This is a genomic window from Rhodothermales bacterium, assembly GCA_039944855.1.
In the GTDB taxonomy this organism is placed as follows: domain Bacteria; phylum Bacteroidota; class Rhodothermia; order Rhodothermales; family JANQRZ01; genus JBBSMX01.
The window spans coordinates 64864-89168 of record JBDUXZ010000016.1; the positions used below are offsets into that span (position 1 = coordinate 64864).

General features: G+C 68.1%; 23 protein-coding genes. 17 read left to right on the forward strand and 6 right to left on the reverse strand.

Annotation, left to right across the window (positions count from 1 at the left end; genetic code table 11):
• Positions 1–29 precede the first annotated feature (29 nt).
• The 4 genes from ABJF88_07630 to ABJF88_07645 all read left to right on the forward strand — a co-directional run bounded on the left by ABJF88_07630 (position 30) and on the right by ABJF88_07645 (position 4412).
• Positions 30–485 carry a nucleotidyltransferase gene (locus ABJF88_07630; protein ID MEP0546785.1) on the forward strand — a complete coding sequence of 152 codons (456 nt, stop codon included), beginning with the start codon at positions 30–32 and terminating at the stop codon, positions 483–485.
• A gap of 12 nt (positions 486–497) precedes the next feature.
• Positions 498–734, forward strand: a complete 237-nt coding sequence (locus tag ABJF88_07635) for a hypothetical protein (GenBank protein MEP0546786.1) — start codon at positions 498–500, stop codon at positions 732–734.
• Positions 735–804: 70 nt separating this feature from the next.
• Complete coding sequence (gene carB / locus ABJF88_07640; GenBank protein MEP0546787.1) at positions 805–3633, forward strand: carbamoyl-phosphate synthase large subunit; 2829 nt, start codon at positions 805–807, stop codon at positions 3631–3633.
• A complete protein-coding gene (locus tag ABJF88_07645; protein ID MEP0546788.1) occupies positions 3633–4412 on the forward strand; it encodes an energy transducer TonB in 780 nt (259 codons plus the stop codon). The genes carB and ABJF88_07645 overlap by 1 nt, the downstream gene beginning before the upstream one ends.
• A gap of 120 nt (positions 4413–4532) precedes the next feature.
• On the opposite strand, the gene ABJF88_07650 is transcribed toward ABJF88_07645, so the two are convergent.
• Positions 4533–4712: a hypothetical protein gene (locus ABJF88_07650; protein ID MEP0546789.1), complete on the reverse strand. Its 180-nt coding sequence runs from the start codon at positions 4710–4712 to the stop codon at positions 4533–4535.
• 168 nt (positions 4713–4880) lie between these two features.
• On the opposite strand from ABJF88_07650, the gene ABJF88_07655 reads away from it, so the two are divergent.
• A complete protein-coding gene (locus ABJF88_07655) occupies positions 4881–5318 on the forward strand; it encodes a hypothetical protein (protein ID MEP0546790.1) in 438 nt (145 codons plus the stop codon).
• 46 nt (positions 5319–5364) lie between these two features.
• Entirely contained in the window at positions 5365–6189 is an 825-nt protein-coding gene (locus ABJF88_07660) for a phasin family protein (protein MEP0546791.1), read from the forward strand.
• A 158-nt stretch (positions 6190–6347) separates the two neighbouring features.
• Here ABJF88_07660 and ABJF88_07665 read toward each other — a convergent pair whose 3' ends face one another.
• Positions 6348–7730, reverse strand: a complete 1383-nt coding sequence (locus tag ABJF88_07665) for a wax ester/triacylglycerol synthase family O-acyltransferase (protein ID MEP0546792.1) — start codon at positions 7728–7730, stop codon at positions 6348–6350.
• A 387-nt stretch (positions 7731–8117) separates the two neighbouring features.
• Between ABJF88_07665 and ABJF88_07670 the strand changes: the two genes are divergently transcribed.
• The 8 genes from ABJF88_07670 to ABJF88_07705 all read left to right on the forward strand — a co-directional run bounded on the left by ABJF88_07670 (position 8118) and on the right by ABJF88_07705 (position 16025).
• Positions 8118–8612: a hypothetical protein gene (locus ABJF88_07670; GenBank protein MEP0546793.1), complete on the forward strand. Its 495-nt coding sequence runs from the start codon at positions 8118–8120 to the stop codon at positions 8610–8612.
• A 73-nt stretch (positions 8613–8685) separates the two neighbouring features.
• The gene (locus tag ABJF88_07675; GenBank protein MEP0546794.1) at positions 8686–9150 is read left to right on the forward strand and encodes a hypothetical protein; all 465 of its coding nucleotides are present in this window, start codon (positions 8686–8688) and stop codon (positions 9148–9150) included.
• Positions 9147–9977 (forward strand): hypothetical protein, encoded by an 831-nt coding sequence (locus ABJF88_07680; protein MEP0546795.1) that lies wholly within the window; start codon positions 9147–9149, stop codon positions 9975–9977. The genes ABJF88_07675 and ABJF88_07680 overlap by 4 nt, the downstream gene beginning before the upstream one ends.
• A 6-nt stretch (positions 9978–9983) precedes the next feature.
• The gene (locus ABJF88_07685) at positions 9984–12710 is read left to right on the forward strand and encodes an NEW3 domain-containing protein (GenBank protein MEP0546796.1); all 2727 of its coding nucleotides are present in this window, start codon (positions 9984–9986) and stop codon (positions 12708–12710) included.
• A gap of 1140 nt (positions 12711–13850) precedes the next feature.
• Positions 13851–14552: a phosphatidylserine decarboxylase family protein gene (locus ABJF88_07690; GenBank protein ID MEP0546797.1), complete on the forward strand. Its 702-nt coding sequence runs from the start codon at positions 13851–13853 to the stop codon at positions 14550–14552.
• A complete protein-coding gene (pssA, locus tag ABJF88_07695) occupies positions 14552–15382 on the forward strand; it encodes a CDP-diacylglycerol--serine O-phosphatidyltransferase (GenBank protein MEP0546798.1) in 831 nt (276 codons plus the stop codon). Before ABJF88_07690 ends, pssA begins: the two co-directional genes overlap by 1 nt.
• 8 nt (positions 15383–15390) lie before the next feature.
• Positions 15391–15654 carry a phosphoribosylformylglycinamidine synthase subunit PurS gene (purS, locus tag ABJF88_07700; protein ID MEP0546799.1) on the forward strand — a complete coding sequence of 88 codons (264 nt, stop codon included), beginning with the start codon at positions 15391–15393 and terminating at the stop codon, positions 15652–15654.
• A gap of 44 nt (positions 15655–15698) precedes the next feature.
• Positions 15699–16025 carry an ATP-dependent Clp protease adaptor ClpS gene (locus tag ABJF88_07705; protein MEP0546800.1) on the forward strand — a complete coding sequence of 109 codons (327 nt, stop codon included), beginning with the start codon at positions 15699–15701 and terminating at the stop codon, positions 16023–16025.
• A gap of 244 nt (positions 16026–16269) precedes the next feature.
• On the opposite strand, the gene ABJF88_07710 is transcribed toward ABJF88_07705, so the two are convergent.
• Positions 16270–18792, reverse strand: a complete 2523-nt coding sequence (locus ABJF88_07710) for a DUF5916 domain-containing protein (protein ID MEP0546801.1) — start codon at positions 18790–18792, stop codon at positions 16270–16272.
• A gap of 71 nt (positions 18793–18863) precedes the next feature.
• Here ABJF88_07710 and ABJF88_07715 point away from each other — a divergent pair, with 71 nt between their 5' ends.
• From ABJF88_07715 to ABJF88_07725, 3 genes are all read left to right on the forward strand, one after another.
• On the forward strand, positions 18864–19490 hold the full coding sequence (locus tag ABJF88_07715; GenBank protein MEP0546802.1) for a YigZ family protein: 627 nt from the start codon (positions 18864–18866) through the stop codon (positions 19488–19490).
• Positions 19491–19558: 68 nt separating this feature from the next.
• Positions 19559–19966 carry a VOC family protein gene (locus ABJF88_07720; protein ID MEP0546803.1) on the forward strand — a complete coding sequence of 136 codons (408 nt, stop codon included), beginning with the start codon at positions 19559–19561 and terminating at the stop codon, positions 19964–19966.
• Between the two features lie 77 nt (positions 19967–20043).
• Positions 20044–20991, forward strand: coding sequence for a hypothetical protein (locus ABJF88_07725; protein MEP0546804.1), 948 nt, complete (start codon positions 20044–20046; stop codon positions 20989–20991).
• Between the two features lie 7 nt (positions 20992–20998).
• Here ABJF88_07725 and ABJF88_07730 read toward each other — a convergent pair whose 3' ends face one another.
• From ABJF88_07730 to ABJF88_07740, 3 genes are all read right to left on the reverse strand, one after another.
• Entirely contained in the window at positions 20999–21643 is a 645-nt protein-coding gene (locus ABJF88_07730; protein MEP0546805.1) for a lysoplasmalogenase, read from the reverse strand.
• 124 nt (positions 21644–21767) lie between these two features.
• Positions 21768–22940, reverse strand: coding sequence for a zinc-dependent alcohol dehydrogenase (locus ABJF88_07735; protein ID MEP0546806.1), 1173 nt, complete (start codon positions 22938–22940; stop codon positions 21768–21770).
• A 103-nt stretch (positions 22941–23043) separates the two neighbouring features.
• Complete coding sequence (locus ABJF88_07740; protein ID MEP0546807.1) at positions 23044–24267, reverse strand: alpha/beta hydrolase; 1224 nt, start codon at positions 24265–24267, stop codon at positions 23044–23046.
• Positions 24268–24305 lie beyond the last annotated feature (38 nt).

Consider the following 24305-nt stretch of genomic DNA (forward strand, 5'->3'; position numbering starts at 1 on the left):
CGCGCTCGGTCTCCTCCCACCCAACGCCGATGGACACGTTCGCAAGCTTGTTGGCCGCGCTCGGCCGCGCCGGGGTTGACTTCGTGGTCGTCGGCGGGCTCGCCGTGGCCTTCGTGGGCTACGCGCGCGTCACGGACGACGTGGATATCCTCGTCGACGCCGATCCTGCCAACCTCCGCTCCATGCTCGACGTGCTCACCGGCTTCGGCGAGGGCGCAGCAGCCGAGCTATCCCCGGACGATTTCCCCATGGAAGAGGGCTGCGTCCGCGTCGCCGAGACGTTCGACCTCGACATCTTTACCCAGATGAGCGGGCTTACCTACGCTGACTTGCTGCTCCAGACCGCTACCCAAGAAGTTGAAGGTGTGCCCATCCGTCACCTCACCGCCGAGGGGCTCCTCCGTCTCAAAACCGACTCCCTCCGCCCCAAAGATCAGCTCGACGTGGCCGCGCTCCGCGCAATCCTGCGTGGCGAGCAGCCGTAACCTCCCGACTCCATGGCGACCGAACGCAAAGCCCACATCGTCTACTTCGACCCGAGCTGGCCCGGTGAGGGCGAGAGCATCCGTGCCCTCAACGCCCTCATGAACGACGGCTGGCTCCCGATCCATACGACCGGGATGGGCGGGGCCGCGACCGGCGCGCCGGCCGGTGCCGACGTGCAATCCGGCTACGCCGCCCTCGTCATCCTCCAGCGCGAGCGCGAATACGCCGTCAGCGGCTTCGGTAGCTGAGCGCGCGCACCCGAATGTATCTGTAGGGGCACGATGCATCGTGCCCCTACCCATGAACCCACCCCCGACTGTGCCCAAACGTACCGACATCCACAAGATCCTCCTCATCGGCAGCGGCCCCATCGTCATCGGGCAGGCCTGCGAATTCGACTACTCCGGCAGCCAGGCCTCGAAAGCGCTCCGCGAGGAGGGGTACGAGGTCGTCCTCGTCAACTCGAACCCGGCCACGATCATGACCGACCCGGTCATGGCGGACAAGGTCTACCTCCAAGAGCTAACGCCGAAGTCCATCAAGCGCATCGTCGAGATCGAGAAGCCCGACGCGGTCCTCCCGACGATGGGCGGGCAGACGGCGCTGAACCTCGCCGAAGTCCTCCACGAAGAGGGGTACTGGAAGAAGATGGGCGTCGACGTGATCGGCGTGGACATCGACGCGATCCGCATCACCGAAGACCGGCAGCAGTTCCGCGACCTGATGGAGCGGATCGGCATCGACCAGGCGCGGAGCAAGGTGGCGAAGAGCCTGCTCGAAGCCAAAGAGATCGCCCAGGATCTCGGGGGCGAGCCGATTGTGATCCGGCCGAGCTTCACAATGGGCGGTGCCGGCGGCGGCATCGTCTGGCGCCACGACGAGTTCGACCGCAAGGTGACGCGCGGTCTGGAGCTCTCGCCCGTCCACGAAGTCCTCATCGAAGAGTGCCTGTACGGGTGGAAGGAGTACGAGCTCGAACTGCTCCGCGACAGCGCCGAGAACGTCATCATCGTCTGCTCGATCGAGAACCTCGACCCGATGGGCGTGCACACGGGCGATAGCGTGACCGTCGCCCCGCAGCAGACGCTCACCGACAAGCAGTTCCAGCAGATGCGCGACGCCGCCATCAAGGCGATGCGCTCGATCGGGACCTTCGCGGGCGGCTGCAACATCCAGTTCGCGTTCCACCCGCAGACGGGGCGGATGGTCGTCATCGAGATCAACCCGCGCGTCTCGCGCTCCTCGGCCCTCGCGTCGAAGGCGACGGGCTATCCGATCGCCAAAGTCGCCGCCCGCCTCGCCGTCGGGTACACGCTCGACGAGCTGCCGAATGAGGTGACGGGCACGTCGGCCTGCTTCGAGCCGGCCATCGACTACGTCGTGACGAAGGTGCCGCGCTTCAACTTCGAGAAGTTCGAGGGCGTGGACGAGGAACTGACGACGCAGATGAAGGCCGTCGGCGAGGTGATGGCGATCGGGCGGACGTTCACCGAGTCGCTCCAGAAAGCGTGGCAGAGCATGGAGCTGGGCTATGCCGGGCTCGGCGCCGACCGCGAGCCGGACAGCCGGGCAGCGGTCCGCGAGCGGCTCAGCAAGTCGTATTGGGACCGCACGCTCCAGATCCGCAGCGCGTTTACGCACGGCGCGAGCGTCGAAGAGATCGCCGACATCACGAAAGTCGATCCGTGGTTCCTCTACCAGATCCGCGCCCTCGTCGAAGTCGAACGCGCCCTCGCCGAGCATCCGCTGCACGACCTCGACCGGGACCTGATGCTGCGGGCGAAGCAGCACGGCTTCTCCGACCGGCAGATCGCCTTTCTCGTGCAGGACGACGTCACCGAGCCCGACGTGCGCGACCACCGGAAGTCGCTCGGGCTGAAGCCGACGTTCCGGCTCGTCGACACGTGCGCGGGCGAGTTCGAGGCGAAGACGCCTTATTTCTACTCGACCTACGACCTCGGCGAGAACGAGAGCCCGGTGTCGGACCGGGAGAAGATCCTCATCCTCGGCTCCGGCCCGAACCGGATCGGGCAGGGCATCGAGTTCGACTACTCGTGCGTCCACGGCGTCCTCGCGACGAAGGAGATGGGCTACGAGGCGATCATGATCAACTGCAACCCCGAGACCGTCTCGACCGACTTCGACGTGGCCGACAAGCTCTACTTCGAGCCGGTCTTCTGGGAGCGCGTCTTCGACGTGATCGAGCACGAGCAGCCGACCGGGTGCATCGTCCAGCTCGGCGGGCAGACCGCCATCAAGCTCGCCGACGACATCGAGAAGCGTGGTATTCGCATCTTCGGGACGCAGTATTCGAAGATGGACCTCGCCGAAGACCGGGGCAAGTTCTCCGAGATCCTGAAGGAGCTGGAGATCCCGTCGCCGCCCTACGGCATGGCGCACGACGTGGACGAGGCCGTCGCCGTGGCCGAGCATATCGGCTACCCGATCCTGATCCGGCCGAGCTACGTCCTCGGCGGGCAGGGGATGCGCATCGCCATCAACAAAGAGGAGGTGGCGGAGTACGTCGCCGACATCCTGCGGACGATGCCGGGCAACGAGATCCTGCTCGACCTCTACCTCGAGAACGCGGTCGAGGTGGACTGCGACTGCATCTACGACGGCGACGAGCTCGAAGTCTGCGGCATCCTCCAGCACATCGAGCCCGCCGGCGTCCACTCGGGCGACTCGACGGCCGTGCTCCCGCCGTACTCGCTTTCTGACACGGTGCAGGCAACGATCCGCCGCTACACCGAGGACATTGCGCGTCGGCTCGAAGTGCGCGGGCTCATCAACGTGCAGTACGCCATCAAAGACGAGACGGTGTACGTGATCGAGGCGAACCCGCGCGCGAGCCGGACCGTCCCGTTCATCGCCAAAGCCACCGGCATCGCCTACGCCAATATCGCCACGAAGGTCATGCTCGGCGAAAAGCTCGCGACGTTCCGCGCGGCCGGTCAGATGGAGAGCACGCTGACGGGCTACGCTGTGAAAGAGCCCGTCTTCTCGTGGGAGAAATTCCCCGAGGTGCGAAAGGAGCTCGGCCCCGAGATGAAGTCCACCGGCGAGTCGATTGTGTTCGTGGACGACCTCGACGACGAGCACTTTTCGAAGCCGTACGAGATGCGCAACCTCTACCTCTCGCGCTGATGCTCTACCTCATGGCGCGCTATCTCCTCCTCTTGTTCGTCGTACTACCGCTGGCGGGGTGCGTTTCTCTCACTGGCCGCCCGCCGGACTTTGCGCCTTACTCGGTCTACGTCGAGGCCCTCGTGGCCGAACAACCAGAAGCGTTCGCCCCGTTCGTCCGTGAGGCAATGGCAGGCACCGTCATCGTAGGCGATGCACCCGCACCGCCGGGGGCGCAGTACATCGCCCGACTCCGCTCGCATCCGGCGGGGACGCACCTCCGCATCGAGCGGCGGTTGAATGAGCCGGGGTTTTACGACGGGACCCAGCTCTCGGAACTCTACCTCAAAGCTGTTCGCGCGTGGGAGGGGGACGACCGCTTCCCCGAGCCCCACCGGGCACGCTACATCCCACAGGCGAGCGCGCCGACGTGCATCACTGATACGACGGCGACCGGCCTCGCTCCACCACCCGATCCTCCAGAGCTCGAAGACGAGGAGGAGACGTTCATCGTCGTGGAGCAGCCCCCGGCGCTTGTGGGCGGCCTACGCGCACTGCAGAAACGTATTCGTTATCCCGAGCTTGCGCGGCGGAAAGGCATCGAAGGGATCGTGATGACCACATTCGTCGTCGACGAGCAGGGGAATGTGCCCTGCATCGACATCGTGAACGGCTTGCCTTACGGGATCAACGAAGAGGTACTTGCGGCCGTGCAGGACTTGGAGTTCCGGCCTGGTACGCAGCGGGGGGAACCGGTGAAGGTGCGGTTTTCCCTCCCGGTGAAGTTCCGCCTCCGCTAGGGCGCACCCACCTAGTCTTACCCTACGTGATCCGCAACTCCCTCAGCCGAAAAGAAAAAAGGCGTGGAGCGAGACGATGTGTCCGCTCCACGCCTTCGAAATGTGGGGGAGGAGCGGGGCTTAGCCCGCTGCGGCGAGTTCGCCGTCGAAGAGGTGGTCGTAGACGTCGTCCTCAGTGAAGGTGAGGGCGCCGTCGAAGGAGAGGATGGGATTCCGCACGAGGCGGTAGAAGGTGTACGGCGTGGCGGCGGCGACGAGCGCCACCCAGAAAGCACGCTGGTAGATCGAGGGGATAGGCATGGTCATAGTCAGGATGATTGACACGATGCGGCATATATTCCGCAATGCGGCATTGGTTCTGCGCGCCATGTTAAGTATGTGTGCTGTTTTCCCTCCGGTCCACCGTTGCGCACTGGACTCGCGGACCGGTATTCTTGGACTCCCTCTCACCCTTGCTCCTCGTCCCCTATGGCTGCCCCTCAATATTGGACCCCCGAGTTCGTCGAGGCGTTCGTCGAAGCGATGAACGACGATGCCGACTTCCAAAAGACGGCGGGCTCGTTCTCGAACACGATCATCTTCCGCTGCCTCGATCACCCGACCGGGCAGGACATCGAAGCCGCCTACACCTTCGAGGACGGTGAGGTGACGGATGTCCAACTCTGGATGGAAGACGCCGGCTCGGACGATTTTCGCGACGACCCGTTCGACAAATCCGCAGCCCTCGCCCGCGCGACGGCGCCGTACCGTATCTGGGTCAAGCTCGACAAAGGGGAGATGACGCCGCTCGGTGCGCTGACCTCGCCTGACTACGTGATCGAAGGCCCGAAGCTCAAAATCATGTCGAACATGGGCGTGCTCAACGGCATGGGCGACGTCGCCTCCCACGTCGAGAAGACGTATTAGCCGCCGCACATTCTCTCAGCAGCCTCCTATCCAGCCCCCTCCCGTCATGGCCGAGAAGAAGAAAGTCACGATTGTCACGAAAAAGAAGAAGAGCAGCGGCGCCGCCGATGCGTCGAGCCCAAAGCCGGGGGCGAAGGCCGCGCCCGGCACGAAGAAGAAGGCCTCGAAGAAGTCCGGCCTCCTCGGGCTGCCGAGCCTGCCCGACCTGCTGGACTTCCCCGCCGGCCTCGCCGACAGCGCGCGCGAGGTGTGGATGGCGGGCATCGGCGCGCTCTCGACCGTCGAGGAGATGGGGGCTGAACTGTTCGACCAACTCGTCAAGAAAGGGGAGAATTGGGAACAGGAGAGCCGCAAAATGCTGACGTCGGCGACGAAGCAGGCGGGGGCCGCCGTCGAAGGCGCGCGCGCTACGGCCGAGAATCTGAGCCAGAAGCCCCTCGCGTGGAGCAGCGCCGTCGAAGCCCAAGTCGAACGCCTCGTCGAAGAGTCGATCGAGGGCGTGCTGCACCGGATGAACGTGCCGACGCACGACGAGGTGCAGGACCTGATCGGCCGCGTGAGTGCGCTCTCAGGAAAGGTGGACGCGCTCTCGGCCCGGCTCAAGCTCGAGAAAGCCGACCGGGCGACGGCGAAGCCTGCCGCTGCGACGAAGCCCGCCGATTCCGTGAGTGCGACGACGTTCCACGTCGTCCCGCATGACGAGGGCTGGGCGGTGGAGAAGGAAGGCGCGAGCCGTGCGACGAGCGTCCACAGCGTCAAAGCCGAAGCCGTGACGGCAGGCCGCGAGCGGGCGAAGGCCGGGGCATCGGGACGCCTCATCATTCACCGTCAGGACGGCACGATCCAGGATTCGTTCAGCTACGGCGAGTAGCGGGACGTGTGGACGTGTGGACGTGTGGACGTGTGGACGTGTGGACGTGTGGACGTGTGGACGTGTGGACGTGTGGACGTGTGGACGTGTGGACGTGTGGACGTGTGGACGTAAGCTTGGAAAGCTACTGAGGCCGTTGCATTCTCTGTCCTCTGTCCTCAGCCGCCGAACTCGTCCCCGAGCGCTTCAAGCTCCGCGTGGACGCCCGCCACGATCGCGTTCGGGTCGGGCGCCATGCGGGCGTCCGTCGCGATGCCGAGGAGCACCTCGTCGGCGTAGCTGATGATGCTGACGCCGAGGCCGATGTCACCGGCGCGCGGGACCCAGAACATGAGGCGGCTGATCGGGTTGCCGAGGAAGTGGAGCCGCTCGCGCGGACCTGGCACGTTCGTCATCACCGCCGACACCTTCGAACTGAGGATGTCGACGACCTGCTCGTGGAGGAACTCCGGTCCCGCACCGATGGCCTGCAGGATGCCGAACGCCACGCCGGGCTCGGCCGAGCTCTTGAGCATGTCCATTCGGCGCTTTACTTCGAGCAGCCGCGCGCGGGCATCGACGATGCCGACGGGGAGGGAGAGGAAGGCGAGGCCGAACACGTTCCCGAGGTCGAAGGCCCGCTCGAAGGGGCGGAGGTTTACCGGGATGGCGGCACGTACCTCCACGCCCGCCGTCGGCTCGTTGTGGTCGTCGAGGTAGCGCCGGAGGCCGCCGGCGACGGCGGCGAGGAGCACGTCGTTCACCTTCGCCCCACTGCCGTGGCCGATGGCTTTGACGTGGTCGAGCGGGATCGGCTGGGACCACGCGGCGCGCTTCACGACCCCGGCGGGGGCCTTGAAGCGCGTCGGGGAGTCGCTCGACATGAGCGCGATCTTGCTGGCGGCGGCCCCGGCGCTCATCCCCTGCTTCGCCCATTCGAGGGCTTTGCCGGGGTGCTGCACGAGGTCGAGGCTCCCGGTCACGATGGAGCCCGCGGCCCGGCCCACCTGGCTGACGGCCTTCCCGACGGGCCGGACGAGGCGACTCATAAGGCTGCGATTGGAGGGGTCGCGGCCGTAGCTCGGCGTCGCGCGCGTCGGGTCGAACACCTCATCGGCGAGGGAGATGAGGACGTGGATCAGCGCGATGCCGTCGCCGATGCAGTGGTGCAAGCGGCCCACGAGGGCACTGCCGCCATCGTAGTCCTCGACGAGGTGGAACTGCCACGGCGGCTTCGAGAAGTCGAGCGGGCTCCCCATCAGGTCGCTGACGAGCTCTTCGAGAGAGGTCTTCTTATGCGGCTCGGCGAGGCCGACGCGGTGGACGTGCGCGTCGATGTCGAAGTGGGGGTCCTCCTCCCACGTGGCCGTCCCGTCCCGGTGCACGACGCGCTGCCGGAACCGGTCGAAGATCAGCAGGCGCTCTTCGAGGAGCAGCTTGAGTTCCTCCAGCGTCATCGGCTGGCTGAATCCGAGTAGGCCCGTGATCGTCATCGGGTTGACGGGGGTCTCCATGCGGAGCCAGGCTACGTCGGCCGCGCCGAGCTGTTGCTTCTTCGCCATGCGGATCGGGGAGTGGGGGCGGGTCAGTGGGAAAGGAGAAGGTAGGGCAGCGGCGGCGAGGAAGGGAGAGCGGGGACGGCCGGCATGCGGGGGCACATGTCCGGAATAGGGACGGATTGGGTGGAAATCTCTCGTGAACGGTTACAAAAGGTAATTGTAATGACGCTGCCTCTTCGGACGATCAAAGGAGCAACGATAACTATCCGGTTTTTTCTGAACGGAATCGGGTCAGGCCATTGAAAAACAAGGCTTGGCTTACCCGTTGCTCAGGAGGATGCCAGCAGGGGCGCTCGGACATGTGACCCCATCGCTACTGAGGGTCGCCTCGCGATCCCGATTTCCCCACCCATCGACGTGTCCTTCTCCTTACCCTACCTGAGGTTCACCATGCGCGTTACCGCTTTCTTTGCCCTCCTCGTTCTGTGCACCGGGCTCGCCACGACGGCGCAGGCCCAATCCGATGCCCAAGACGTCACGATCGTCGTGCCCTCCGTCAACGCGTTCGAAATCCCGACCAACGCCGTGACGATCACGGTGGTAGCCCCCGCCGCCGGTCAGCAGACGGGGACCGGCAGCAATGCCAGCACGGGGTACAACCTCACGACGAACAACTCGAGCATGAAGATCACCGGGCAACTCGACGCCCTGTACCCCACCGGGATCTCGCTCCAAGTCCTCCTCGGGACGCCGACCGCTTCGAGCGGCGGCTCGGCAGGCACGACGACGCAGACGACCCTCTCGACGTCCGCCCAGGACCTCATCACCGGCATCAGCCGGGCGTATGGCTCGAACGTCACGATCGGCTACACCGCCAGCGCTACGGCCGGGGCCGTCCCGAACGCCGGGGTGACGCAGACGGTGACCTATACCCTCACCAACTGAGTGTGATGGCGGGGCTCGCGGGATGGTCCGCGAGCGCCGCTCCCTTTTTGTCGTCGCCGCCAACGACGCAGTCATGGTTGACCTTAAAGGCCCGCCGCGGCCTTCGTTCTTCACCGCCGCGGCCCTTCTCCTCCTCGTCCTCGCTCCCGCTCCGCACGCGCAGTCTATGCTGCTGATCGGCGGGCCGATCGAGCTCTACGTCGACGGGTCGACGATGGAGGCGGGCCAGTCCGTCGACTCCGATGCGACGACGCTGATCTTCTGGGAAGGACGCCAGCGGCCGAAAAAAATCACGGTCGAGACGAGTGCGCCGGGACAGGTGTACGGGCTGACCACGGAACTCGTCTTCGTCCTCGGGGAGGGGGTGCCGCAGGGCACGGTGGACCTCGTGGACGGGATGTTCCCCCAGGACTACGTGCGCAACATCAGGAATAAGAAGGAAGGGTTCGGCCTCATCCGGTACACGGCGCGGGTCGCGCCAGGCCAGGGGGCCGGCGAAGACGTCCACACCGTCATCTACACGCTGATCGACCAATGACCGCGACGCTCCGCCCCATCGCGCTGACCGCTTTCGCCCTCGCGCTCGCGTGGTCCGCCCTCCCCGCCGCTGCCCAAGTGGTGGTGAGGAGCCCGCTCTCCGACGACCGGACCGTGCCGCCGGGCGAGGTCTACGAGGGGACGATCGTCGTGGCGAATACCACGGACGAGGTCCAACAGGCCAAGGTCTACCAGACCGACTACTCCTTCCATGCCGACGGGAGCAACCGCTACGACGCGCCGGGCTCCAGCCCGCGTTCGAACGCAGGGTGGATCGAGTTCGGCCCGCGCGCCGTGACGCTCGCGCCCGGCGAGACGATCCAGGTCCAGTACCGCGTGACGGTCCCGGCGGAGGCGGACGGTCAGGCCCCGGCCGGGACGTACTGGAGCATGCTGATGGTGGAGGGCATCCCGCGCAACTCCGCCGAGTCCACGCTCGGCGACGACACGACACCGCAGTACGGCGTGCGGCAGGTGACGCGCTACGGCGTGCAGATCGCCACGCACCTCCTCGGGAGCGAGCGGCCCACGATCGGGTTCCAGCAGGTCCGGCTCCAGACGAGCGAGAGCGGCGGGCGCGTGCTGGAGGTCGACCTCGAAAACCAGGGCGACCTCTTCACCCGGTCCACGCTGTGGGTCGAGCTGTACGCGCAGGACGGGACGGCGCAGGGCCGCCGCGACGGCACCTCGACGCGGATCTACCCCGGCACGTCCGTCCGCCAGCAGATCGACCTCTCCGACCTCACGCCGGGGCAGTACGAAGCGCTCATCGTCGTGGACTCGGGCGAGGAGAACGTCGTCGGCGCTCAGTACACCCTCGAGCTGTAGCGGCCGATGCAGGGAGTCCCCCGCCATAGCGCCCTGCTCCTCCCGCTAGCTTGCCGAATCGGTCTCGTCGCCCTGCTCGTGGGAGTCAGCCCGCCCGCCCGAGCGGACGGCGACACCGAGCGTCCGGTCCGCATCGAGCCGGTGGGCGCGGGCGCGGCCGAGGCGTCGCCGGGGGAGATCATATCGGCGGCGTTCCTGCTGACGAACCCCTCGCCCGAGCGACGCGCGGTGCGGATGAACGTGGAGTTGCCGGCGGGCTGGTCGCTGCTGTTCCAGGCCCCGGTGACGGCGCTGAAGCCGAACGAGCGGGTGACCCGGTTGCTGAGCTTCCGCGTGCCGAGCCAAACGGCACCGGGGCGCTACGAGGTCCGCCTGCGGGTGACGTCGGATGAGGAGGCCTTTCAACCGGGCGAGGGGGCGATGACGGTCCACGTGCGAGCGACGCGCGCCGTCGAGATCACGGCGCTCGGCGCTCCATCGGTCATGCCGGCCGGCGGAGCCTACGACACGCGATTCTTCGTGACGAACGGGGGCAACACGCGGGTGCACCTCCGGCTGGAAGCGCGGGCGCAGGGGGACGCCCTCGAGATGGACGAGCCCTCGATCGTACTCGACGCAGGCGCCTCGCAGATCGTGACCGTGCGCGCCGAGATCCCGAGCGAGGGACGCAGCCGACGGCACCGTGTCCACCTCGTCGCCTTCGTCGGGGACGAAGAGGTGGCCGAGGTCGGGGTGAGCACCGAGGTCATGCCGTCGGGACGGAGGCCGGAAAGCGGCGGCGGGTATCCCGTCGAAGCGACCCTGCTGCTGGGGGGGGAGCGCGGCGGGATCGGCCCGCAGCTCCAGATCGTGTCGGGGCTGCCGAAGGACCCAGAACTGGCCCGCGTCGACTTCCTGCTCCGCACGCCGAGCGCGCAGCCGTCGTCGTCCTACGTCATGCGCGACGAGTACCGGGTTCGGTACGCGAGCGAACGCCTCGGCCTCCGCTTCGGCGACAACGTCTACGCCCTCTCGGCACTGACGGAGTCGGGGCGCTACGGCTTCGGCGGCGGGGCTGAGTACCGGACGCCGAGCCGAACAGTCGGCGCGTACTACCAGCAGAGCCGGTTACCGGGTGTCGACGAAGCACAGGCGGGGCTGCACGTCGAGCAGGCCGTGGCCGAGGGGAGCCACGTCGGGCTCAACCTGCTGAGCGCTGGGGGCTTTCGCGGTGGCGACGTGGCCTCAGTGGAGGGCCGGTACGTGCCGTACGTCAATGCGGAGGTGGAGGCGGAGGTCGGCGTGAGCACGGGTCGGGGGCGGGCCGTCGCGCTTCGGTTCGGCGGCGGCGATCCGCGCTTCCGCTACGAGACGCGCTTCGTCCGCTCCACGCCGGAATACGTCGGCACGCTTCGCGGGACGGCGCTGCACTCCGTCGCCGCGTCGGGGCAGCCGCTCGGCTGGCTCCAGGTCGAGGGGGCGTGGCGCGACCAGCGCCGGCAGTATCGCGCGTTCGACGGCGCGGCGTCGTCTGAGCGCGGCGAGGCCTACGGCCAACTCGGCGCTCGGCTCCTCGGTCGGCTCTTCGACCGGCATACGTCCCTGTTCGTCTCGGCGCACCGACGGAAGCTCGATGTCCGCTCGCCCAGCCAGCGCACCGAGCAGATGGAGCGCGGCCTCCAGGTCCGCGCGGGCTTCGACCCGCACCGCCTCCTCACCCTGCGCGGCGGGTTCGAAGCGGGGCAGACCCGGCTCAGCGAGCAGCATGAGGCGAGGCCGTACTACCGGCTCAGCGCACAGACGCGCGTGAACGTCGAGGCATACGTCGCCAGCCTCGGCGTGGAGCACGTGCGCGGGGTGGAGATTTACACGGCGCGCGAGCAGCGGCGGTGGCAGCTGTCGACCCACATCGGCGCGCGCGTCGGCCGGACCCGCATCGGATCGGAGGTGTATTTCAACCTCGACCAGAGCCGGGGGGACTCCCGGTTCGTCGTGGCGCAGTTCCGGGCCGATCACGAGTTCGAGATCGGGCACAGGCTATCGATCTACAGCCGGTTTAGCGAAGCGGGGTCGAGGAGCGGAATCGTGCCGCAGTACGCGTTCAGCTACACCGTCCCTCTCGGCCTGCCCATAGGACGGGCCTCTCGACGGGCGCCCATCGTCGGGGAAGTGTTTGATGCGGCGACGAGAGCGCCGGTGGAGGGGGCGCTCCTCTACCTCGGCGACGCCGTGGCCGTGACCGACGCGCGCGGCGCCTTCGAACTCCCCGCGCCGGAGCCCGGCACCCACTACCTCCGCGTCGATCCTGCCAGCATCCGGTTCGACCGCACGACGGTACATGAGATGCCGATGGCGATCGACGTAGGGGAGGAGGGAGGCGGGATTCCGCTGCTGATCCCCGTCGTCGAGAGCGGCTCGATCGAGGGGCAGGTCGTGGCGCGGACGCCGGAGCGCGCGGCCTCCGACAGCGTGTCCGAGGTGCAGCTCGCGAACATGGTGCTCGAAGCATCCGACGGGAACGGCCGCTACCGGACGATCACGGACCGCGAGGGACGGTTCCTCTTCACGGATCTCCGGCCTGGCCCGTGGCGCGTCCGCGTCGTCCACGCCCAACTCCCCGAGCGGCATTATGTAGAGCGGGAGGAGGTGGAAGTCCTCGTGGTTTCGGGACGACGGTCGACGGCCGTGTTCGAGGTACGGGAGCGGCAGCGCACGATCGATGTGATCCGCTCCGGCGTGCTCCGCGCGAACTGACGGGGATGCGGGCGGCGGGGAGCAGGAGACCGCTGCTGTTATTGCGTGGCGGAGGAAGGGCCTCGCGTGAGTCTGTACGCACCGGCCTGCACCCGAATCTGTTATTGGGACACGGGCGGGCTTGACCCGCGGCGAGCGACGCCCTATCTTCGGATCACCTCATGCCGCCGGAGACGGAGCCGCGTTCGCGAGCGAGCCTCCGCAGTCGCGACAACGAAAAGCCTGGCCCTCCCGGTCGGGCTTTTCGGTCCCACGGGTCTGGGCTGTGAGGCAGGGGAAGGCGTTGCGGATAAGGGGTTGTGGATAACGCTCTCGATATGTTGTGCATAACTCGGTAGCACAACGACTTGACTTCCCGCTCCGGGCGCGCTTAATTGGACGTAGTGCTTTCGGGCACAGCGCCTCCGGGCGCGAAACGTTCCTTGACGCGACTGAAGTTCTCCAGGCTGCATGAGGTCGCCGGCGCGGTCTGGCGAGGACACGGCGCCGCTCCGATTCCCGACTCTTCGTTTCTCCCGCGAGAAACGGGGCAGCTCGGACGCACGGAGTGGGCTGCCAGGTAAGTCCGCCGTCTCAACCTCACCCAACCGGGTGCCCGGTCCTACCGGGCGGAAGAGATGCGTGGCAGACGCCTCGCCGGGGTGAATTCGTTCACACCCACGTCGGAGAAAATGTGTCTGGGCAGCCGTTGATCGATCGTTGTGCACTAGCGCAGCGGACGGTTAACGACACCACAGTTCGACTCCGTCGTTCTGTGCGTGTGCTGCAGCACGCGGAACCACGCCGGGCAGGCAGCGATGCCTCCCGACCGTGCGGTTCGGTGCAAGAACCAGCCTGCTACTCTGTCCCGTAGCGATCGGGTGCGGCCTGACGGCCCATACCCCCTGATCGATGCGGTCGCGGCCTTCGGGCCGCCATTGAGGCTTTCGAGCCGATGGGGGAAGGGCTGTCGCGTCAGGAACCCTTTTGGCGGGCCGGCACCTCGGGTGCCGGCCCGCTACTTGTTTGTGCGACCTCCATCGAACGGGCGCGGGTGGCATGGGACCGGCGGAGGAACGTCGGCGCACCCGCGCAGGTGTCAACGGAACGCGGTACCGCCCGTATCTTCGATGCCGCTCACCTCTCCTCTCTCGCCCCGCTATGGCGCTCGCTCGCGAAGGCTTCCTCATCATCGCCGCCGTCCTGGCGCTCGCGGCGCTCTGCGTGGCGGCGGGCCTGTGGGTCGGCGGCATCGTCGGCGGTGTGCTCATCGCCATCGGAGGCGTCTCGCTCGGCTTTACGCTGTGGTTCTTCCGCGATCCGAAGCGGTTTCCGCCTGAGGGGGCGAGCACGCTGATCCTCTCGCCCGCCGACGGGAAGGTGATCGAGATCGTCGAGGAAGAGGAGCCGCTCTACCTCCGCGAGAAAGCGCGCCGGCTCTCCATCTTCCTCTCACCCCTCAACGTCCACGTCAACCGGGTCCCGATCGACGGCGTCGTCGAGTACGAGAACTACTATGCGGGCGAGTACCTCGTGGCGTGGCACCCGAAGGCGAGCACGCTCAACGAGCGCTCCGAGGTCGGCATGCGGCACCCGAGCGGCGTGCCCGTTCTCTTCAAGCAGATCGCGGGCGCGGTCGCGCGGCGGATCGTCTGCTACGCCAAAGTCGGCGAGGAGTACGAGGCCGGTGACCGCTACGGGATCGTGAAGTTCGGCTCGCGGATGGACGTGATCGCGCCGCTCGACGTCGCGTTCTCTGCCCAGATCGGCGACCGGGTGGCGGGGGGCGAGACCGTGATCGGCACGATCCCGGCGCACCGTCTCGTACCCGCATCGCCGTCCACCCCTGACTCCCAACGCTGATGGCTACGCCGCCCCCTGCCGGTTCGAGTAAGCGACTGCGTCGCCGCCGCGACCGCGTGCGCCGCCCGCGCATCTCGCGCGTGGCCGTCCCGTCGTTCTTCACGCTGATGAACCTGCTCAGCGGGTTCTTCGCCATCATCAGCACGGCCGAAGGCGAGTTCGAGAAGGCGGCGTGGCTCATCGTCGCTGCCGGGCTCTTCGACGCGCTCGACGGGATGATGGCGCGGATCGCGAACGCCGTCAGCATGTTCGGCGTCGAACTCGACTCGCTCGCCGACGTGGTCTCGTTCGGCGTGGCGCCGGCGTTCCTGCTCTACGAGTTCGGGCTCGACCGGCTCGGCCTCTTCGGCGTCGTCATCGCCTCGCTCCCCGCGCTGTGCGGGGCCGTGCGGCTCGCCCGGTTCAACGTCGAGTTCGAGGGCGAGAAGAAGGATTACTTCTCCGGCCTCCCGATCCCGGTGCAGGCCACGTTCGTCGTCGCGTTCATCCTCGTTTTCAACGACGGCCGGTGGTTCGAGGGCTTCGAGTGGGGCCGCGCCTCCATCCTCATCCCGATGGTCGTCGTGCTCTCCGTGTTGATGGTCTCGACGGTCCCCTTCGACGCGCTCCCGACGCCGACGCCGCGCTACCTCCGGTCGCATCCGAAGAAGGCCCTCGCGCTCCTCATCGCGATCGTGCTCGTGGTGGCGCTCCAGGAAGTGGGCATCTTCATCACCCTCGCGGCGTACCTCGCCTACGGCATCGGCCGCGCGCTACGCTGGGCCTTCCGAACTGCTTACGAGGAAGACGACGACGAAGACGCATCGCACCCCGCCTCCATCGAAGCCTGACGCAAACCATGTTTAAAGCCACCGTCCGCATCACACTCCGCCCTTCCATCCTCGACCCGCAAGGGAAGGCCATTCACCACGCCCTCCACAGCCTCGGCTACGCCGCCGTCGGTGACGTCCGCGCGGGCAAGCTCATCGAGCTTCAAATCGACACGGAGGATCGGGCCGAGGCCGAGCGCATCGCGGTCGAGGCGAGCCAGAAGCTGCTCGCGAACGAGGTGATGGAGGACTTCGTCGTCGAGGTCGAGCCCGTCGCGAAGGCCGTGGCGTGAGTCCGCCCCCCGCCCGAACCCCCGTGATGCGTTCCGCAGCCCCTATGCCTATCGCCGGCCCCGCCGCGCCGCCTCGCTCCGTGCCGACCCCGGCGGCGCCGGACGTGGCGGTGGAGGAACTCGAAGAGACGGAGGAGCGCATCACGACGCCGTGGCGCGTGATCCTCTACAACGACGAGATCCACTCGTTCGACGAGGTCATCTTCCAACTCATCAAGGCCACAGGCTGCTCTGTCGCACAGGCGGAGGGGCACGCGTGGACGGTCCACACGAAGGGGAAGGACCGCGTCTACGAGGGCGAGTTCGAGGACTGCTTCCGCGTGCAGGGCATCCTCCGCGAGATCCAGCTCGTCACCGAGATCGAGGGGTAGAGGTTGGGGGCGGTGGGTTCGAGGTCGTACGGATTTGGACTCTCAACGTCAGGGTGTCCGCCTTCGTCGAGGCGTGCCTCATCGTCGTAGAGACGCAACATGTTGCGTCTCTACGACGGTCGAGCCCGAGGCTATCCTGACACCGATAGAACGAATCCGTTTGATCAGTTGAGGAAGGGCATCGCCGCCCCTCCACGCCCTTCTACCACCGGCACGAGAGGGTACGAAACCCAACCCCGAATCCCTACCGCATCAGCAGGTAGCTCAGCTTGACGAGGAACACGTTCTCCGGGTAGAGCCGGAACGCGTCGCCGAGCTGCGTGAATGTTGGCGTGGCGAAGGGAGAGGCAGTGCCGTCGTCGAAGAAGCGGACGGCGTTGTCCTCGCCAAGGCGGGTGTGGCTCCACACGACGAAGAGGGTCGATCCCGGCCGGTACTCCCACCGGAGGACGGCGTTCGAGAGGAGCGACTCGACGGCGAAGTCGCGGCGCTTGGGGTAGGCGGCGAGCGGGCGGAGGTCGTCGGGGGCGGCGAGGAGCTGGAAGTCGCGGTAGCGGCCGCGCGCGGCGAAGAGCTGCGAGTAGAGCTGGAGCGAGAGGTTCGGCCGGAACGTGACGCTCGTGCGGAGGGCGAGGTCGAGCGTGCGCGTGTCGCGGGCGCCGAAGACGGGCAGATAGTATTGGCCGAGCACCCCGCCGTGCGTCGGGATGCCGTCGAAAAGCGGGTTGAGCGTCGCGTCGCCGAACGGAAGGAAGCCACGGACCTCGCCCGGCGGGCCGGTGACGTCCCCGACGCCGAGGCCGCTTTCGGTGCGGAGGAACGATTCGTTCGCCGCCCACGCGACGAATCCGTCGTTCGAGGCGTACTCCGCGTTGAGCGAGAGGTCGAGCCGGTCGCTCGCGTTCCAGTCCACCTCAATCTCGGCCCGCCACCCGAGCCCGCCCTGCTCCTGCCACGAGAGGCCTGCCTCCTGCTCGAGCTGGAAGCGGCGGCGCGAGTCGGTCGCGTACCCCGCGTAGACGCCGCCCGAACGCCGGTTGCGGAGGAGCCCGAGCCCGCGCGTCTCCCGCACGTCGAACCCGCCGAGCCCGCCGATCTGCCCGCCCACCTCGACTTCGCTGAACGACTTTAGCTCGGCATTCGCGGAGCCGGACGCATTGAAGCCGCGGTTGGTGAGGTCGGTGTAGCGCCACGTCTGATCGCCGAAGAGGCTGAGCCGGACGCGGCGGAACGGCCCGAGCGGCTCGCCGCCGTTGAGGTAGGTCCCGCCGCCGACGCCGAGACGGACGAGGTCGTTCTCGCGGAGGCGGCCGAGGTCGTTCGCCCGGAAGTCGTCGGAGTAGACGCGGAGCCCGGAGCCCCACGTCGTGTTGCCGCGGATCTTGTCGAGGCCGGTGTAGACGGCGAAGCCGGTCTCGCTCGGGACCGTGCTTGCCGAGGTGGCCGCGTCGCGGTAGCTGAGGGTGGCTGCGCCGTCCCACCGATACGTCCCGTTGCCGACGCGGACGTCCCAATCGCCCCCGCCGAGGAGCGCCCGCGCCCCACGGAGGGCTTGGTCGGAGCCGAGCTCGTCCGTGTACGTCAGCCCGAGGCCGACGGCGGAGCGCGCGCCGAATTCCTGCTTCGCGCGGGCGACGCCGAAGAACCGGGCGGGGGAGAAGGCGTCGCCGGTGAGCGCGGCGAGGCCGCCGCCGGAGAGGCCGCCCGACGTTCGGCCGGTCAGCTTGGCCGCGCCGATGATCGGGTCCGCCGCGCCGATCCGCCGGGTGTAGAGCAAGCGTCCGTCGCGCCCGCTGTCGATCGTGTAATCGAAGATCGCGGTGCCTTCGAGGAAGAACGGGCGGCGCTCAGAGAAGAACGTCTCGAACGTCGAGAGGTTGAGCTCGGCCGGGTCGGCGTCGACCTGGCCGAAGTCCGGGTTGATGGTGGCGTCGAGGATGAGGTTTGAGGCGAGGCCGACTTTGAGGTCAGCCCCGAGGTCGGCGCCGAGCGTGGCGTCGCCGGTGCCGGGCCGGTCGGCGCGCTCGAACGTGCGGGCGCGCGAGAGGGTGTAGGGGCGGAGCTGGAGCGTGCGGCGCGGGGCGATCCCGCGGAGCCCTTCGAGCCGGCCGGCGATAAAGCCCGTGCCCTCCTCACCGCGCGTGACGGGCTGCCAGAACACCTCTTCGCTCCGGCGCGGGATCGTCCGTTGGAACTGGATGCCCCACGTTTGCTCCGACGCCTGCGAGAACCGGAGCATCGAGTACGGGATCGCGAGCTCGGCGACCCACCCCTCAGGCGTGACGCGGACGGCCGAGTCCCACACGGCGTCCCACGAGTCGTCCGAACTCGTCTCGGTCTGGACGGCGTCGATCTGCACGCCGGCCGCCGTGACGGCAAAGCGATACGCCGACTTCTGGTCGAGGTAGCCGTCGATCCCGACGACGAAGAGGGCCGCGCCGCCGTCGGTGTCGCGGCGGCTGAGCGGGCGGCGAATCCGCTCCGGCTCCGGGTCCGCCATCACCGCGCCGACGTAGAGCGCGTTCGGGCCGTAGAGCACGCGGACCGTGGTGCCGAACGAGGCGGGCGCGCCCTCGTTCGGCTCGAACTGGACGAAGTCCGTCGCCGTGTCCGCGCCGTCCCACGCCGGCTCGTCGAGCCGTCCGTCGATGGTGAGCGCGCCCGTCGTGGGCGCGGCGGTGAGGGTGCGCGGCTCCGTATCGGTGGAGGGAGCAGGTGTGGGCAGCGAGGCCGCGACGAGGGCGGCGAGAAGCAGGGAAAACGGCATCGCGAAAGATACCGGCGGGGGCACCCGACGGCCGGGCGGCGGTACCTTCGGCGTCGTGAAATCGCCGTAGAATGATCCCGCCCGATCCCGATACCTTCCGCACGATCGGCCGCCCCGCGCTCGCCGAGCCGCCAAAAACGAAGGGCTCGCGCTTCATCGGCGAGGCCTTCCCGGCCGCGACCGAAGCCGAGGCCGAAGCCCACCTCGACGCCGTCCGCAAGCGCGAGCACGCGGCGACGCACTGGTGCTGGGCGTGGCGGCTCGGGCGCGAGGGCGACACCTTCCGCTCGGGTGACGACGGCGAGCCGAGCGGGAGCGCCGGCGCCCCGATCCTCCGGCAGATCGACGCGCGCGAGCTGACGAATACGGTCGTCGTGGTGACGCGGTACTACGGCGGGACGAAGCTCGGCGTCGGCGGGCTCGTCCGCGCCTACGGCGAGGCGGCCTCCGCCGTGCTCGACGCGGCGCGCATCGTCGAGCGCGTGATCCGCGTGGCCGTCCGCCTTCGCTTCGCCTACGACGACACCTCGCCCGCGATGCACACCGTCAGCCGGTTCGACGCCGAGATCGCCGAGCAGCATTACACCGACGACACGGAACTCGTCGTCCGTGTCCGCCGCTCCGAGGCCGAGGCGCTGCAGACCGCGTTCGTCGACGCGCTCGGCGGGCGCGGGACGGTGACGCTCGACGGCTCATGACAGGCAAGCTGTCAGCAGCGCCGCCGAACCTGCGGCATCGTTCCCCTTCCACTCGACCGGTCGAACCCATGACTCCCATCCGCGGCATCGGCGGCATCTTCCTCTACGCCCGCGATCCCCAGGCCCTCGCCGCCTGGTACCAGCGCCACCTCGGCATCGAGATCGTCACGTATGCCGAGGGCGCCAACTACGCCCACGAGTTCGCGTGGGACGAGACGCCGGAGGGCGGCACGCGCGACTTCCGGCGCAACACGACGTGGGCGATCCTGCAGGCATCGGACGAGCAGGCGAACGCCGTCCCGCGCACGGTCGTGAACTACCACGTCAACGACCTACCGGGCCTGCTCGACCGGCTGCGCGCGCAGGGCGTCGAAATCACGAAGACCGAAGACTATGACTACGGCCGGTTCGCGTATGTCACCGACCCTGAGGGGCATCGGATCGAGCTGTACGAGGCCGCGGCGGGGCCGGGCTGAACCCGCCGCGCGTGACCGGCGGTGAGGATCAGGCCCCGGCCTGCGGGGTATGCTGAAGCGAACCCAACGCCGCTGCCATGTCGCTCCGCCTGTCTGCCCTCGCGCTCGTCCTCTCCTTCGCCGCCTGCCACTCGCCGGATCAAACCGAGCCCGCCGTGCCCGTCCGCGCCGCCGCCTTCGACGACGCGGCCGACGACCTCGGTGTGCCCGCCGACTCGTTCGCCGCGTACTGGTACCAGGGCCTCGCCGAGATCACGAGCTACGACCTGGAACAGGCGCGCTACGGTGAGGTCCACCCCGGCGAGGCCGTGCTGATCTTCGTCACCGAGCCGTTCCTCGAAGCCGAGCAGGTGAAGGCCGACGACCCGAACGCCGACGGCGCGGTGACGGTGCTGAAGATGAACGCGACGCGGACCTTCCTCACCGGCGTCTACCCGTATTCGATGATGACGTCGGTCTTCACGCCCGTCCAGCGCAACCAGCACGGCCCGACGATGAAGGTGACGACGAGCTCGCAGGAGTGGTGCGGGCACACGTTCACCCAGCTCAACCGCATCGCCGAGGGCTACCGGCTCCAACTCTTCTCCTACTTCGAGGGCGAGGGCGATCAGGACCGCACGCTCGGCGCGCCCCTCGAAGACGGCCTCTGGACGCTCCTCCGCCTCAACCCCGACGCCCTCCCAACCGGCGCCATGACTCTCGTCCCCGGCACGATCTATCAGCGCCTGAGCCACCTCGACCTGGAGCCCCACGCCGCGACAGCGACGCTCACCGATGCGGGCGCGGGGCTGCGGACGTACACGCTTACCTACCCTGACCTCGACCGGACGCTCGCGATTACGTTCTCCGCAGCCTTCCCGCACACGGTCGAGGGGTGGACGGAGACATATCGCTCCGGCTTCGGTGCGAACGCGCAGACGCTCACCACGACGGCGACGCGACGCGCGCGCGAGATGCTGGCGTACTGGTCGCTCAACAGCCGCGCCGACGTGCCGCGCCGCGAAGCGCTCGGGCTCGACAGCTAGCGGGGCGTCAGATGCTGGCGAAGCCTACCGAAAGCGCGATGAGCCACTGCGCGGCGAAGTACGTGCTGAGCACGGCGGGCTGTGCCATGCGAAACGGCCGGACGAACCGGTTAAACGCGAGGAGGGAGTCGGAGACGACGAAGAGGGCAGCACCGGTGAGGGCGGCGAGCGTCTCCGCCGTGTGCAGCGCGAGGTGCTGCTCGGCGGCCTGCCAGCCCATGACGAGGAGCGCGGCGGCGTAGAGGAGGACCGGCCCGCCGAGCCGTCCGAGGTGCGGCCACAGCACGCGGAGCAGCACGGCGCCGTAGAGGAGGAAAGGGAGGAGCGCCCACGCCGACATCGCGGAGCCCGCCGCGGGGTGGAAAGCCGCGATGTACAACAGGTGGGCGACGAGGAAGCTGGCGAGCCCGGCGATGAACCGGTCCGACGGCAGCATGAGGAAAACGTCGCCCGCCAGCGAAAAGAGCAGCCCGAGCACCACGAAGGTTTGATAGACCGAGGAGACGGGCGACGGCGTGGCGAGCGCCAGCACCAGAATCAGCGTCGTGGCGAGTGGCTTGAAGACGTACACCTTTTGGCGGTGGCCGCGCGCCTCCGCGCGGAGCAGCAGCACGGTGGAGGCGAGCACGAGGAGGCTGAGCACGAGCGGCATGCGAGGCGGGCGGCGAAGCGGGAGGGCGGGAGCGATGCCGAGTGTACGCCCCCGCCGCGGCCAAATGAAAAGCGGGCGGCGACGCATCGCGCCACCGCCCGCCGAACCAACACGGCCGGAGCCGTCAGGGTTTGAGGACGACCTTGATGCAGTTGTCCTCTTTGTCGCGGAACGTCTCGTACATCTTCGGCGCGTCGTCGAGCGGGGCCGTGTGGGTGATGACGAACGAGGGGTCGATCTCGCCGCTCTGGATCTTCTGCATGAGTGGATCGAGGTAGCGCTGGACGTGGGTCTGCCCCATCTTGAACGTGAGTCCCTTGTTCATCGCCGCGCCGAACGGGATCGTGACGGTCTGCGCGTAGACGCCGGGGACGGAGAGCGTGCCGCCCTTGCGGCAGGCCATGATCGCCTGCTGGAGCACGTAGGGGTGATCGCTCTGAAGGTGCGTCGCCTGCTTGACGTTGTCCACGAGCGCTTTGGCGTCGTTCGCCGCGTGCGCCTCGGCGCCGACGGCGTCGATGCAGCGGTCCGGGCCGCGCCCGTCGGTCATGTCGATGAGGTGCTGCACGATGTCGTCGACCTCCTCGAAATTGACGGTCTCGGCGTTGCCGTGCTCCCGCGCCATGCGGAGCCGCTCGGGCTCGCGGTCGATCGCGATGACGCGGCCGGCGCCGAACATCCACGCGCTCTGGATGGCGAACTGCGCCACGGGGCCGCAGCCCCAGATCGCGACGGTGTCGCCGTCCTCGATCTGCGCGTTCTCGGCGGCCATGTAGCCCGTCGGGAAGATGTCGGAGAGGAAGAGGACCTGCTCGTCGGTCATCCCCTCGGGGACCTTGATCGGGCCGACGTCGGCGTAGGGCACGCGGAGGTACTCGGCCTGCCCGCCGGGGATGCCGCCGAGGAGGTGGGAGTAGCCGTAGACGCCGGCGGGGGAGTGGCCCATCGCCTTGCGCGCGTTCTCGGGCTTCGGGTTCGAGTTGTCGCAGAGCGAGTACATCGTCTGGTCGCAGAACCAGCAGTGCCCGCACGAGATCGTGAACGGGACGACGACGCGGTCGCCTTTCTTCAGCTTCGTCACGCCCTTGCCGACCTCCTCGACGATGCCCATCGGCTCGTGGCCGATGATGTCGCCCTCTTTCATCATCGGGACGAACCCGTCGAAGAGGTGGAGGTCGGAGCCGCAGATCGCGGTGGAAGTGACTTTGATGACGACGTCGCCGGGGTCTTCGATCTTCGGGTCGGGGACGTTGTCGATGCGCACGTCGCCTTGGCCGTGCCAGGTGAGGGCTTTCATAAGAGGTGCGGTAAAGAGAGGAGAAGTGAGCCTGGCAAACGGCCCCGGCTCCCCCCACGTTCCGAGCCGGGTCCACGATTCCGCCTCTTTCCCATCCGCCCCGTCAGTCCTCGGCGAGCCAGCCGTGGAGCGCAGCGTAGACGTCGCGGCTGCTGAGGAGGTCGAAGTGGCCGAGCCCGTGGAACACGCGCTGCCGCGCGTTGGGGATCGCGAGCGCGAGCGCCGGGTCGGGATGCTCACCGAGCGCGCTGCGGACGGGCACGAGCCCGTCGCCCACGGCCGTCCACGCCTTGCCGTCGGGCTCGCGCTGCTTCGTCGCCGCGACCGCGAAGCACGGCACGTCGGGAAGGGGGACGTGCGCGCCCGGCGCGCGCGCCGCGCCCTCGCGGTCGTCGAGAATCGTCCCGTAGCGGAGGTCTTTCACGCCGGCGCTGCGGATCAGCCCGAGCCGGGCGAACGGCGCCGTGAACGGGCTAGCCCCGAGGAAGAGGTCGACGCCGTTGCCCGCGCGCTCCAGCGGCGCCCCGTGGTGCGGCGTGCCGAGAAACGCGAGCGCCCGCAGCGAGCGCAGCCACGTGTGCTCCGCCTGTCCGGCGACGTGGCTCGCGCTGCGGGCGACGAGCCCGCCCATGCTGTGCCCGACGACGACGAGGTCGGTGACGGGAACGGGCCACGCTCCGACCAATCGCTCGAGCACGTCGGCGAACGCGCGGCCGTTGGCTGCGATGGATCGGCCGCTGTTGTACTTGAGGTAGAGCGGGACGTAGTCCAAGTCGCGGGCGAGCGCAACCCCGTGGTCGTGCCCTTGACGCATCCACCCCCGATCGTCCATGCAGAGACCGTGGGCGAGGACGAGCAGCCGGCCATGTGGGGCAGCAGCGGCGTGCATCGGCCGGTCGAGTGCGAGCGGGTGCCCGTCGCGGCGGAGGTGCATCGGGATCGCCAGCGGGTTGTCCGTCGCCGCGAGGTGGTCGCCGACGACGCCGTTCAGGATCGCGAGGGCATCGTCGCGGCGTGGCACGTCGTAGCGGTCCAACAGCGGGGCGAAGGGGACGAGCGCCGTATCGAACCCGAAGCCGGTCGCGCGCGTGACGCGGCGGACGTTGCGGTAGACGAACCCCGAAATCCCCCGCGCCCGATTCGAACGTGGGGCGCCGAAGGGCGACGCGAGGCGGGCGATGGTGTGGTGCACCTCCTCCACGATGTCCGTCACGCCCGTCACCGCATCGACCGTCAACTGACTGACGCCGCGCGCGTCAGCCGCCGTCGGGCTGCGGCGCGGCGGGATCGGCGACCCCGGTGTCGTGTCCTCTGGCTTCTCATCCATCGTGTTCCTCGGCGGCTGTCGCCCCGGCCCGGATGGCG